Annotated in this window: 11 protein-coding genes; 4 read left to right on the forward strand and 7 right to left on the reverse strand. The window is 37.3% G+C overall.

What is annotated here, in order from left to right; translation table 11 throughout:
- Positions 1 to 6: 6 nt before the first annotated feature.
- The 4 genes from M2408_RS15200 to M2408_RS15215 form a co-directional block, all read right to left on the reverse strand.
- Positions 7 to 3,369 (reverse strand): TonB-dependent receptor, encoded by a 3,363-nt coding sequence (locus M2408_RS15200; protein WP_244211713.1) that lies wholly within the window; start codon positions 3,367 to 3,369, stop codon positions 7 to 9.
- 254 nt (positions 3,370 to 3,623) lie between these two features.
- Positions 3,624 to 4,724 carry a FecR family protein gene (locus M2408_RS15205; protein ID WP_259183170.1) on the reverse strand — a complete coding sequence of 367 codons (1,101 nt, stop codon included), beginning with the start codon at positions 4,722 to 4,724 and terminating at the stop codon, positions 3,624 to 3,626.
- Between the two features lie 51 nt (positions 4,725 to 4,775).
- Complete coding sequence (locus tag M2408_RS15210; RefSeq protein WP_259183171.1) at positions 4,776 to 5,321, reverse strand: RNA polymerase sigma factor; 546 nt, start codon at positions 5,319 to 5,321, stop codon at positions 4,776 to 4,778.
- A 222-nt stretch (positions 5,322 to 5,543) separates the two neighbouring features.
- Complete coding sequence (locus tag M2408_RS15215) at positions 5,544 to 6,791, reverse strand: winged helix-turn-helix domain-containing protein (protein ID WP_259183172.1); 1,248 nt, start codon at positions 6,789 to 6,791, stop codon at positions 5,544 to 5,546.
- Between the two features lie 252 nt (positions 6,792 to 7,043).
- Here M2408_RS15215 and M2408_RS15220 point away from each other — a divergent pair, with 252 nt between their 5' ends.
- From M2408_RS15220 to M2408_RS15235, 4 genes are all read left to right on the forward strand, one after another.
- Positions 7,044 to 7,421 (forward strand): nuclear transport factor 2 family protein, encoded by a 378-nt coding sequence (locus M2408_RS15220; RefSeq protein ID WP_120258897.1) that lies wholly within the window; start codon positions 7,044 to 7,046, stop codon positions 7,419 to 7,421.
- A gap of 335 nt (positions 7,422 to 7,756) precedes the next feature.
- A complete protein-coding gene (locus M2408_RS15225) occupies positions 7,757 to 8,656 on the forward strand; it encodes a TraB/GumN family protein (RefSeq protein WP_259183173.1) in 900 nt (299 codons plus the stop codon).
- A 409-nt stretch (positions 8,657 to 9,065) separates the two neighbouring features.
- Complete coding sequence (locus tag M2408_RS15230; RefSeq protein WP_259183174.1) at positions 9,066 to 10,001, forward strand: S9 family peptidase; 936 nt, start codon at positions 9,066 to 9,068, stop codon at positions 9,999 to 10,001.
- Between the two features lie 118 nt (positions 10,002 to 10,119).
- Positions 10,120 to 11,277 carry a TlpA disulfide reductase family protein gene (locus M2408_RS15235; RefSeq protein WP_259183175.1) on the forward strand — a complete coding sequence of 386 codons (1,158 nt, stop codon included), beginning with the start codon at positions 10,120 to 10,122 and terminating at the stop codon, positions 11,275 to 11,277.
- Positions 11,278 to 11,368: 91 nt separating this feature from the next.
- Here M2408_RS15235 and M2408_RS15240 read toward each other — a convergent pair whose 3' ends face one another.
- The 3 genes from M2408_RS15240 to M2408_RS15250 all read right to left on the reverse strand — a co-directional run bounded on the left by M2408_RS15240 (position 11,369) and on the right by M2408_RS15250 (position 13,720).
- Entirely contained in the window at positions 11,369 to 12,007 is a 639-nt protein-coding gene (locus M2408_RS15240) for a hypothetical protein (RefSeq protein WP_259183176.1), read from the reverse strand.
- Positions 11,998 to 12,492, reverse strand: a complete 495-nt coding sequence (locus M2408_RS15245; RefSeq protein WP_120258903.1) for an RNA polymerase sigma factor — start codon at positions 12,490 to 12,492, stop codon at positions 11,998 to 12,000. Before M2408_RS15245 ends, M2408_RS15240 begins: the two co-directional genes overlap by 10 nt.
- Positions 12,493 to 12,724: 232 nt before the next feature.
- On the reverse strand, positions 12,725 to 13,720 hold the full coding sequence (locus M2408_RS15250) for a phosphotransferase enzyme family protein (protein ID WP_259183177.1): 996 nt from the start codon (positions 13,718 to 13,720) through the stop codon (positions 12,725 to 12,727).
- Positions 13,721 to 13,874 lie beyond the last annotated feature (154 nt).

Raw genomic sequence — 13,874 nt, forward strand, 5'->3', positions numbered from 1 at the left:
GTCATTTTAGAAATTAAAGTTTAAGCCAAACGAGTAGGTCCTTTGGAAAGGATATGCCGTCCGATCGCCAACAATTTCAGGATCGAGATAATCCATTAGTTTGGTAAACTCAAAGAGGTTTTCACCGCTGACGAACAGACGCAATCGGTCTATTCCCCATCTATCTGTCATCAACTTGGGAAGCGTATAACCCAAAGTCACATTTTTCACCCTTAAATAACCTGCATTCTGCAAATATTTAGTCTGCGTCGCGGCTAGTTCAATACCACTTTGCTCGGCTACATAGGATTTTGGTCTTGGCAAATACGCATTTGGATTTTCAGGCGTCCAATGGTCCAAGTTAAACTTGGTTAGACTCGCCCAAGGTTGAGCATATATACCCCAAAAATAGTGGTCACCACCTGGAGGATAATAATTTCTTTTTCCGACACCTTGCAGGAACACACGCAAATCAATTCCGTTCCAGCTTGAATTCAAATCTATACCGTAACTGTAACGCTGTCTCGAATTACCGATAATTTTATAATCTCCATGATTATCCAATGTCCAATCCCCTCGGTTTATTTTGCCGTCACCATTGATATCCGCAAACTTGAGGTCACCCGGTTCCAATCCTCTCGTACCAGGATAAGAAGTGACATCATTTTGATTAGCATGTGCCTTGATCTCTTCCTGAGATTGGAAAAAACCCAATGTGGTTAGCCCCCACATCTCCCCTAATTCCTGTCCGACATAATAATCGCTTAAGTTATTTTTAGGATTATTATATTTTGTAATATAAGCTCTACTGTCTGCTAAATTAACTCTTGCGGAGAATGAAAACGGTTTGCTAGCCACCATAAACTCTTTATTATATCCAAGTGTTAATTCCCAACCGTTGGTTTTTAGGTTCGCCGCATTTTCAAGAGGAACCCCCGTACCAAGCACGATTGGCAACGTCCTACCTGCTGTCAACATATCCTTGGTATCACGACGATAGATATCAAATGAACCAAAAAACTGATTTTTAAATAAGCCGATATCCACCCCAAAATTAGATTGTGTGATGGTTTCCCAGGTCAGGGTCGATGACACTAAGCCCGGACTACCCACAATAGGTACAATCTTGCCGTCCAAAATTGCTCCACTTCCTTTGGACATATTGGCAATGTAAGGGTAATAGTTGTCCCTTAGATCCTGATTTGCCAATGAACCATACGATCCCCGCAGTTTAAAATTAGATACAGTTTCCTTTAGCGGCTGAAAAAAGTTTTCTTGCGAAACTACCCATGCAGCAGATACGGAAGGATTGAATGCAAAACGATCTTTTTTAGGGAATCTTGAGGAGCCATCATAGCGGAGGTTAGATTCCAGGATATATCTATCTTTATAAGTATAATTTAATCTGGCAAAAGCCCCTCTTACCGACCAGGCATAATCAAAAGCACCGACAGAAGGAGTTTGACCAGTCGCGAGTCCTATTGTCGGTAGCGAATTAGAAATCAACTGATCCCGGGATGCCGAAAATGACTCGTAGATCCGTTCTTCCTGATTGAAGCCCAGCATCACAGAAAAATAGTGATCATTGAGTGTCCGCTGATATTGTGAATAAATATTGTACACATTATAGCGTGTTTCATTACTTCCATTGGAGGCATAGCTATTGAAGTTTTGCCTGTTCATCACATTTGGTCCTGTACTGTAGGCAAGCGGCAACTGAAAGAAGTGTGATTTTCCAGAAACCCTTCTAAAGGTTGCGTCCCCATTTAAGGTCCAAACATTTTTGATGAAGTCGATTTTCGCACCAAAACTAGTTTGAAAATCGTTGATGCGACTGATACTGCGGCCCCCTTCGGCTACAGCTCCGATCATATTTACCCCAGCTTCTGTATAGGTACCATCCGGATTGTAAACGGTATTTAGCGAAGGTTGACGGTTAACATTATGCCAGTAGAGATACCCCTGATCAATTGCTGAGGGCTGATCATACTTATCATTTGTAAAGGTTGTATTATTTGATAAAGTAAACCAGTCCGTGATTTTGTAATCACCTTTTGCCCTGAAATTATAACGGTCATAGGTATCGGGACTGATCCGTAGCATACCATTTTGTCTGTAGTATTCACCAGAAAGGTAAAATGAAGAGCGTTCATTCTTTTGCGCGATGCTGATATTGTTGGTATATGAGGGTTGTATATTTTTATAAACTTCCTTAAACCAATCCGTAGATCCTAAATAGATATAAGCATTTGGATTTTGTGGATCGACGATCACACGAGGCAATGAAGGGTTTTCACTCAGCTGTTTACCATATTCGAGCATTTTCTCATCGTAAAGATTGTACCATGGTGCTGACATGATATTCCTGTATTTCATTACCTGATACGGATCATCCTCTATCTCTACTGTACGTGTTATTGCTTTTGCCGCAAAGATTGAGTTGGCCGTGACCTTAATTTCCTTCGTTGTACCCGATTTAGTCGTAACCAGTACAACCCCGAAAGCAGCGCGACTACCATAGATCGCTGCTGACGCGGCATCTTTCAATACAGTAACACTAGCAATGTCCATTGGATTCATACGATTGAGCTCCTCGTTCGTTGCTGGAATCCCATCAATAACAATAAGTGGCCCACCACCTGACAGTGATGTATACCCTCGCACATTGATCCCTGGCGAGCTATTGGCTCTTCCAGAGGTCGGTGTAATATTAAGATTAGCCATAGCGCCCTGCAATGCTGTCCCCACATTTGTAATCGGTCTACTTTCCAAAAACTTTTCACCAATCTGATCTACAGCTCCCGAAAGATTGATCTTTTTCTGCGTACCATAGCCAACAACGATGACCTCGTCGAGATGAGACTCTGCAGTTTCCATCAATACGTCCGCTCTGTTCTTGTCTGAGACATTGATTTCAACATCTTTATAGCCCATAAAGCGAAACAAAAGGATTGCTTTCTCTGGAACCCGTATGCTGTAACGTCCATCCTTATCGGTTTTTGTTGATATTCCAGCTACCCCCAGTACAGTCACCGTCACTCCTGCCATTGGTCCGGAAGCATCTTTCACAGCTCCTGACACTTCACGATCAGTCTGTTTTTTTTCTTTAATGACGATCGTACTTCCCATGATATCAAAGATCAAATTGCGACCACGCAATGTCTTTGCCAATGCAGCCCTTACATCAGATCCTGCCACAGAGATATCGACACGTGAGGCATTTTCAAATAGCCTTTCGTCGTAAAACAGACGCAACTTCGTCTGGTTGGAAATCTCTTTAAGGACAGTTTCAATTTTGGCATTCTTCAAGGACAGATTTACTTGTTGCGCATATCCAGATGCTCTAACACCTACCGTAAATGCCAGCAACAGTACACAAATCAACTTCATAGTCAAAATGACTTTAATGCTTAGGGTATAAGAATGACTTCTCCGGTCCCCCCATGCTATTAATGGAGAAAAAAATTTCATAACTTTGAATTGTTAAGGGTTTAATAATCTATAGAATTCGTACTTCGATAAATTTGGCCTTTTACAACAGGGGATGCGTCAACATCCCCTTTTCTATTGTATAGAACCTTTTGGTTAATTCGTCTGGTTATATCATATCTTATAAATTTTAATTGGTGAAAAATTTAACTGTACTAACGAATGATTATATGCCGTCCATCTATTTCAAACTTTCGGTTTGTCGCAAACGACAGAATATTCAACACCTCTGAAAGTCTGGATTCCCGGCTAAGCGTTCCATTAAACCTATTGCTTACGGTGATATCCTCCGCATTAATAAAATCCACATTATACCACCTAGAAATTTGACTAATAATTTCCGAAAAGCTACTACCCTCAAGTGAAAACTCCCCCCGTTGCCAAGCGGTATTTTTTTGTATGTCTGCTGGCTGTATACGTATTTTATCCGTGCTAATGATGGCTTCATTTCCTGGGAGAAGATAGGCTTCGTGCCCTTGACTCATAATTTTCACCTTACCTTCTACCAATGAGGTATTGATTTCTTTATGGTAGGCATTTACATTAAAACTCGTACCGAGTACCTCGATAACAGAGTTTTCAACTTCGATCCGAAAAGGTTTTTTGGCATCTTTGGCTACTTGAAAAAAAGCTTCTCCAATCAATTTTACTCGGCGTTCATCCCCTTCAAATTGATCTGGGTACTGTAATGTTGAAGCAGCGTTTAACCATACTTGGGTACCATCGTTCAACACAATACTATAGGTGCCCGCTGCTGGTACTTCTAATTTCAGATTCCCCTTAAGTTCTGCGGACTTTATGTTTTCGACCTGATCTTCCTTTCCCAAAGAATGTGTTTCCCCATGCTCATTGGAAAGTCTCGCATAACGCTCACCAGGCAGAATATCATTTTTATACAGGCCTGTTGTATCCGGAGTAATGGCCGCAAGCTGTGGAGCAGGGCTCGTTTGTCCTTGTTGCAAGAATAAAACAGTAATAGTTAACGCAAAGAGAACGGAAGCTGCAATGGCAATCCGTTTCCAGGTAAACACATTTTTGTTAGGTTTCATCTTATTCATCTCCCCTTCAAATTTGTGCATCAAAACATCTTTGGATCGACCTAGCAATGCCTCTCTTTCATCCTTTGGCAATGTTAGTTCATCATCTAATGAATAGAACCATTTGGTTACAAGCTGTTCTTCTTCTGGATTGCACTCCCCTCTCAAATATTTTTTTAGTAATTTTTGAGCATGCTCTCTTTGATTATCTTCTGTCATATATCTATATAACCTTAGATAGCGGATAGAAGTACCGAAAAAAAATGATTTTTATTTCGCCTTAAGCTTTAACCGACTTAAAGCCAGCGAAATATTATTCTTCACGGTCTGTTCGGATATTGATAGTCGAAAAGCGATTTCTTTAATGCTTAAGCCTTCGATACGGCTGAGATTAAATGCTGACTGCATTGTGGAGGGCATCTTAGCAACTTCATTATCCAGCAAAAATGAGAGTTCTTTAACCATCAATTTCTCATCGCTGTTACTTGCACCAACTGGTTCGTTGGTCAGTGGAAACACAAGTCGCTCGAAATATGAAATCCGTTTTTGATCCCTTGCCATCCAGTCAATGACTTCGTATTTAGCAGCTTTGAAAAGATAGGGGTAAATAGATTCCTCGATTTCTATTTTATAGCGTCTGTTCCATAAAGATGTAAAAACCTCCTGAAGGATATCTTCAGCATCTGTAATAGAACCAATCCGCTTTAATACAAAACTTAATAAAATATCCGCATAGCGATCAAATAACACCGAAAATGCCTGTGTATTGCCTTCTCTCACAATATCAAACAATTCTTTATCAGACAGATCTCTCATGACACATTGATTATTATGTACACTATATCAGATTTCCAGAGGATTTTTACAAAGGTATAATTGTGATGTTAATATAACATTAAATTGTACATCCTGCAAGCTACAAAATAATAAATTTTAAAAATAGAGTATTTAAATTAGGTGAAGATCGAGTAAGCTTATAATACTCCATTTCTGATCAAGTATAAGTTTTCCAAATTCTACAGTTATGCCGTAAAAAAACTAGGAACTACTGGGAACTGCTATTATTGGCGCAGAAATAGCTTCATATTGACAAAAAATATTGTTCAGAAGTAGGGCTAACGAATTATTCAAGGGACTTACCAGTGTTAATTTTATGGAATTACACCCGTTAAAAGCGGCAAACTTTTTTATTATTTCTGCAAAAGGCTCTACCCACAATTCGAAGTCTATAGACTGTTTTTCTATATGCAGATGGATCAGTTCAAGTTGCCTATTTTTTCGATGCGCTTTGCAGTCTACTCTGCCGATAAATGTATTGCCAAATAAAATAGGTAAACAAAAATATCCGTATTGTCTTTTCTCCTTTGGTGTGTAACATTCAATTCGATAATCGAAATTGAAAAACTGCTGAACCCGATCACGATGAATAATAGCATTGTCAAACGGTGATAGCAAATTAATTTCCTCACGAATCTTAGTTATTCTTCTGTCTACTAAATCTCGGAGAACATAAACTGACGGATAGCCTTCAATAGTAACTTTTTCTATTATATCATCCTCAATCAGCGCATTTAAAACGTCATTTACATTTTTCCTGATCGTTTCGCCCGCTTTAAGATGAGTAATCTGTTTTACAGTAGTCCATCCATATGCTCTTAAATAAGTTTTCACTAAATACTCGGCAAACTCAAGTGAACTTGGCCTCGTCAGGTCGATATCATTTGGTAGTACTCTTTCTGCGATATCATACGTCTTTTGCATTCCATCGCGTTCAGAAATCATTAAATCCCCCTGCAGAAAAAGCCGTTCCAAAGCAATTTTTGCAGGTTTCCAATTCCACCAGCTTCCCAGTTTTTTAGTTTCATTTTCGAAGTCTCTTGCTCTTTTGGGACCTTCAGCCCGAATGGTATCTATGATATACAGCATCATTTTAGGGTCCGCATTGTAGTAATGTGATTCATTTTGTTTTACTTCCAACATTCGCGGTAAAACAAAGCGAAAATCTTTCATCGGAAGATAAGATGCAGCGTGAAACCAATATTCAAATACCTGATGCTCCTTTACCAGCTCTTCGAGATAGCTCATTTTGTAATCAGAGATCCTTGTCCAAAGCGTATGGTGATGGGCCCTTTCAACAATTGATAATGTATCTATCTGTAAATAACCGAGGTGATCCAGTGCATTGAGCACGGCCTTTTTTCCTTTTCCGAATGCTGATCTGCGAAGTAAGCCCTGGCTTTCCAATGTGATATTTTTCAACTGCTGTATGGTCAATTTTCGCTGCATTTCTTTAAGTTTATTTTCTTACAGAAAGATAGATGTCTACTTCTGCACGCTATCCAACATGCGTTTAGTCTTTAACGAGTGCTAACATCGATATTAATCCCGACAACCGCTATGTATTGTTATGGCTCAATGGAAACGATCAATGAACCTTCTATGATTCAATCAAATTTACGAAATAAAGTGTACCGCAGTAGCTGTGTGATTTTTTTGTTATTTTTAAAGTAAATAATGTTATTAATTATATAATCAATTATGAGTAAAGTTACTAAAGAAGATGTTGCGGATGCAGAAAATCAGCTTTTCTTAGCCCAGTTGGCAAGCAATGTGGATGCTCTGGACCAGCTATTATTTGATAATCTCATTGCAGTTGCACCAACGGGACAAATGCTAACCAAAGAAATGGATTTAAATGCGCATAGAACAAAAGCAATGATTATTGAAGAGGCTTCCACAGAAATTGATGATATCAGAATAACCGGAGATACCGCGCTTTCCGTCGTTACGATGACGGCAAAAGGCAAGGTAATGGGAGCTCCATTGGAAGGAAAATTCAGGTATTTCAGGGTTTGGAAATATGTTGATGACAAATTAAAAGTCATTGGTGCAAGTTTCATGCAATTGCCGGAATAAAGATGTGATGAGTCGCTTGCATCTATAGCTCGTTAATGTTAAACCAGATGCTATATGGAACCAATCGGTATACCTTAAGAATATCATGTGACGCACTTGCTTATAATGCGATATCTGACACAACAGATGACTGTATTGAATTTAAGTATGAACTTGACACAAAAAATACAGTTCGTATTTAGATTTTTTCAATAGGCAAAAAACCTTAGTTTCATGCAGATATACCTTATACCAATTTTTTTATGATATGATTTTTCTTTCAGTTTCTCATAATTGACAATTAATTAGAATAAATTAGTAACATAAAGACCATATAATCAATAAATACTAAAATTATGAACATAAAGAGAACGTTTCTATTTTCGCTATTCTTTATAACCTTTACTATAGTATATCCACAAGACAAGCCAAAAACATTACTTTGGAAAGTTTCAAAAAATGGAAGTGAAAGTATTTCCTACTTATTTGGAACATTTCATCAAGTTAATCCTGATTTTTTCGATTCTTTATCAATTGCAAACCTGCATTTAAAAAATAGTGAAATTTTATTTGTTGAGGCATATTCAGACCCTAATACTGATACGACTAAAGCAGAACAAAATAAAGATGCAGCTCTATTTGAAACGTGGAATAAAGAAAAGTGGAAATCTAAACTAAACTCGAGACAGTTTGTCATTTTTGAAAAATTTGTAAACAGTAAATGGGTCGATGAATATGTTTACAAATTGCATCCCGCACAGTTAATGTTTTTACTCCAATACATGTATATTCAAGGTGTATGCGATACTCTTAACAGAAGTTCATACGATCCTATGGATACCAGAATTACACAGATTGGGTTAGCACATAAATTGACTGTTATTGGCCTTGATAAAAATCAAGCTCAAGACATTAAAATATCTACTGAGAAAGACAAGAGTTTGTCCTTAAAAAACACGTTAAAACAGGATGTAATCTATATTGATTATATTTTGAAAAAAAACACGGATAATCCGACTGCTAAAATTTTACGGGATTATAAAAACAAAAATTTGGATTATTCTTTAAATAAAAGCATAAAAGGCAATTCGTACTTACTGAATGAAAGAAACAATAAATGGATGGCTCAACTTACCGAATCGTTTAAAACTAAAAATTGCTTTGTCGCAGTTGGATTCCGACATCTATGTTATAAAACGGGGTTAATTCAACAACTTAGAAGAGAGGGATATAAGGTTGAACCAATAGCACTTTAATAACCTACAAATATTTATTGACAAGGCACAATTATTACCTAAATAACATATTGTCCAATAGATTAGTACCATACATGTTATTGATTAGAATCAATAAGCTACCATAAAGAATAGGAAAAACACCTTACAATTGCTAACATCAATACCAGGAAAATCAGGCATATAAAGATTGATGAGCTAATAAACTATTGAAGAGTTGAAAATTTGGAAAAGCTATTTCAATAAAGTTGACCAATTAAAGAAAAAATCTATTAAATTTTTTACCGATATATTGGTGCTTTTACCGATTAAAACAAACACTTCACCTAAATAATACCAAGATAAGAAGTCGGAATTACCTAAGTTAGATGCAGAAAATAATAGTTCACCATTGACATTTAAGCAACATAACTTTGAAAATAGATCCCCAATGAAAAAACACTTAAGTATAGCGTATTCTTATCATAAATCGCCGACTCAATATGCGAAAGAGAGATTACATAAAAGCGTAATTTTACTCTTACTTTTTCTATTATTTACAACCAACATCATCGCCCAAACTACAACATACACAGTAAAAGATATAAAATTTAAAAGTAAAGGGATTGAATTAGCGGGGACAATTTTCACCGCTTTAAATTCGAAAATTGGAATTGTTATAGTCCACGGATCTGGACAAGAACTTAGATCGAATAAGTTTGCCGCAATGTTGGCTAAAAATGGGATATCTGTATTGACCTATGATAAGAGAGGGGTTGGTGAATCAGGAGGGGAATATGCCGGTCCTGAAGTTGGCACGAATAATATTGACTCAGCAAACCTCAATCTTCTAGCGGAGGATGCCAATGCAGCAGTTTTAACCCTTAAAAATTATTTTGGAAAAAAACTAACACATATTGGTCTCTCGGGGGGTAGCCAGGCTGGCTGGATTATTCCTTTGGCATCAAATAAATCAAAAAACGTGGATTTTACGGTCATTTTCAGTGGACCAGTAGTTCCTACATTGGAACAGCTCCGTTTTCAATTTTTTACCGAAGGAAAGGCAAATTTTTGGTCAAATCACACCGAGCAAGAGGTAAGGGACCATATCCGAACTGCCCCCGATAGATATAAATTTATTACAACCGATCCGCAGGTATCCCTTCGCAGTTCAAATACACCAGGAATCTGGCTTTTTGGTGGACAAGATGTCCAAATCCCTGTCGGTTTATCCATTGATCATCTCAATTTACTTAAAATTGAAGGGAAACCCTTTGAATACTGTCTATTTCCAGAAATGGGGCACTTTCTAACAGCTTCGGACTCTTCAGCTCCTATTAAAATAGCTATAAATTGGATCAAAAAGCTAAGCGAAAAAGCAAAATAGAAGCTCATTTCTTAAATAATTAGAAATCAGCAGATCGTTCCGATAAAATTCCACCGCAGCAAAAGGTATATGTATAAAAATTTTTAAGTATTTTTATTTAAAAATTATAACCGATATAATGACTTTAATAAGAATCCTGGCCCAAATCTGGTTTACAATAATACTGATTACTGTCAACTTATTACTCAATACACAAGCCGTTTCTGCGCAACAGGATTTCCAAATTATGGGGATCGGAAAGACAATGTCAGATAACGATATTATCTATCTCGTCTACAAGCAAGATGGGAAGCTTGTTATAGATTCGACAAAGGTCAAGAATAATTCCTTTCGATTTAAAGGAAAAATCGGGAACTCTCCCCTTTCCGCTTCATTGTCCAGAAATCAGAATCCTACCAATAATAATTATAATTTCATAAGTGACCGTAAGAGCATTTTCCTGGAGGCAGGGAAAATAATCTTGAGAAGCAATGACACCCTCAGCAATTCTGTTCTTTCAGGTACAGACTTAAACCGAGTACTTCAGTTGAAAAATGAAAAATTATTTCGTATCTCAAATGAACTAAAAAGTATAAAAGACCCCTACTTTTTTAATGCCGAGGAATTGAAAGATACTATTTTGGTAAAACAAAATCAACGGATTATAGATTCGTTGGATTTCATTTCGAAAGATCAGGAATTGGATTTTGCCAGGGATTTTCCCGACTCCTATATTAGCCTTGATCTGGTCAACCAGATTTCAAAAATGAACAGGTTAATAGATAAAACCGAAATGGTCTTTAATGGATTGAGTGAGCGACTCAAAGCGATGCCACAAGCAGATATCTCAAGAAATAATATCAGAGAGAAAAAGAAAATACGAATAGGAAATAATGCGCCTTTATTTGACATGAAAGACATTCATGGAAATATTGTTCAATTGTCATCCTATAGAGGGCAGTTCGTCTTAATCGATTTCTGGGCCGCTTGGTGCTTGCCATGTCGAAACGAACATCCCAACCTGATTGAAATCGACAGATTATATGGGAAGCGAAATTTTTCTATTATCAGCATTTCCATTGATCATAAAGAAGATGACTGGAAAAGAGCTGTCAAAAAAGATGGTCTCACATGGACCCAATTGTCCGATTTAAAGGCTAGCGATAGTGACGTTTACAAGCAATATGGAATTACAACAATACCTGCTAGTTTTTTGATAGATCCTGACGGAAAAGTAATAGCGAAGGATCTGAAAGGTGATGCGCTAAAAAATAAAATTCATGAAATCGTAAAGTAAATTTAAAGTTGCTCAATTTCATAAAGTTCAACAAGCAACAGGGTTTGTTGAACTAATAATCTTAATAGTCTTACCTAATTTGTATTACTCTCTATTCGTTCATCCGATCTTCCGGAGGTTGCTCCTCCAATTCAGCTATATAATATTTTAGATCCACCAACATATCTTGATGAGGTTTGGCAAATTTTCTAAAAAAGTAGCGATGCACGAAATAGAAAATTAATCCATAGAGAGCAAATCTAAAAAGGACCGTAGTGCCGAATATTGACGCAAGATTAAAGGAATAGATATTCTTTAACGAGAATGCGGTGATCAGCATGAAATAGAGCGCTATTCCCGTCAATTTATTGAACCTCAAATAAGCGGAGATAAGCTGTTGTATCTTCTTGAAGCGATCAATTAAAGGTAGATCTGCCTCATAATTCTGACGAATATTTTTTCGCAGTTTATAGGCGACATAAATCATTACCGCTTCAACCAACGAGCCCAGAACAAAATAATATCCCCAGAATGCGCTGTCATAATAATACAGAACAATACCAATAGCAAGGATAACAAGCACAGAGCGATAGGTCATATTCTTGCTTAAGTTCTGATCGATCAGATCAAGCAAGCTTGTTGATCTTTGTGTAGTTATTTTTTCTATAGTATTTTCAGGTAAGTGCATCACTGTTGGTTGACCATCCATACTATTTTTTTGCATTTTATATTTCAGTTGATCTAGTTCCATGGTGATAGTTGTTTGCTTAATTCCTTCAATTTTGTTTTAATTCTCGATATTTTTACGGCTACATGGTTGGGCGTCATACCCATAGTCTCTGCAATATCATTGTAACTATAGTCTTCAAGATAGAGTGCCACCAAGGCTTTCTCCACCTTATTCAACTTACTTATTGCCTGATACATCACCAAAATTTCCTCATCCTCACTGTAAATGATTTCGCAGTAGCTTTCTTGACTAAACTGTAATTCTGCAAGATTGTTCCGGCGATCCCGCTTGATATATGTGATAGCCGTATTCAATCCTACTCTATATAGCCAAGTTTGAAATTTGGCATCACCTCTAAAGCTTTTGAATGATTTCCAGGCCTGTAATACGATTTCTTGAAATAAATCTTCCCGATCGGCTTTATTGTCTAGATACATGCAGCATATACGATGTATGATCTTCTGATTGGAAGTTATTAACCTAATAAAGTCTCTTTCAATGTCCATACTTTTCTGAGGATGTCTTATTTTATAGTGCTTTACTTTGTTAGTCTCTAAAAAGTTAAAAACATTACAACAGAAATAAAAAAAGCTATGCCGACCATATTCTTTAAAATATCGGATACATCTCACCGCATCTCATTGGGCCCAAAACGCTCTTATTACAGTTATCCATCAACGACTTTCTTTGGAGCTTTTTACAAAAAAATCTTGGACGCGATCATTTAGCTTTTGAAAATTAGCACTTATCCCAATAATTCTCCACGATATGCTTTAAGAAGGCCGTGTAAAAATTCAAATGTGCGGGTTGGCTAAATACAGAAAATTGATCGTGAGAGGTGTGGAATCCCATGTAAAACAGCCAAAACCCCAATGAAAGATAGGGTACCAGCGCTAATTCCTCATCTCCGACAGGGCGTATAAGACGATATCCATCCAAGAAGATACGATAGGAGTCATGAGCAGCCTGCTGTGTCATCCTCCCAGTATATACATCTAAGATGAGGTGTTGCCAAAAGGTCATGATATCATTCACCAGCCAGCCGTACCCCATGAAATCAAAGTCAAAGAAAGTCACCGAATCATTTTCGAAATGAAAATTTTTGGGTAGAAAATCAAAATGGCAATAGCCTTTTGAAAATACCGATGGATCTATTTGCGACAGTTTTTGTTCAATACGATGAGCTATCTCACACAACCAGCTATATTCTCCAGCGTTTTCTTTAAAAACAGGTCTCAGTTTTTCCAAAGGCTTAAAAACTGTTGTCTCAAGATCGAAAGTCCATCTTTCTCCGCCCAAACTAACTGTGGATGAGGTATGGTGAAAACGTGCCATTTCATTTCCCAAAACACGAAACTGATTTTCACTCAATGACCGGACGACCTGACCTCGCGCAAAACTGAACAACACCGCATAACGCTCCCCCTCTACTGCTTCAATTTTCTGTATTGATTCTCCCAAAATATCAGTAATCGGATAGGATACAGAAACCTTTGCCTCCTTTAAAGCTTGCAATAATTTCACTTCCTCTCCTATCTGTGGTAAACTTCGATGTGATGAACGATAAACCCGCAATATAAACTTGGCTTCAGAAGCCTCTACAAGATAGGTATCCCCTACCCCACGAAGCAGAAATTTACATTGAACATTTTCAAGTCTATATTTCGCTGAAATCAGCGAAGATAATGCGATTGGACAGAGTGTAGAATAAGTAGCAGGAAAAACAGGTTTCATTTCATAAAGATACCTGAATATTTGGCAGATCACAAATACACATCCATTGCAAAACCAAATATTCCAAAAGGTTTATTGACCTAATATTAGATTTGGTTCTTTATAATTTTACAAGAAAATTCCCTTTTTTAAATTCCACAGTGTAAATTTATAT

The sequence above is a fragment of the Sphingobacterium sp. BIGb0165 genome (genome assembly GCF_024810095.1).
In the GTDB taxonomy this organism is placed as follows: Bacteria; Bacteroidota; Bacteroidia; order Sphingobacteriales; family Sphingobacteriaceae; genus Sphingobacterium; species Sphingobacterium detergens.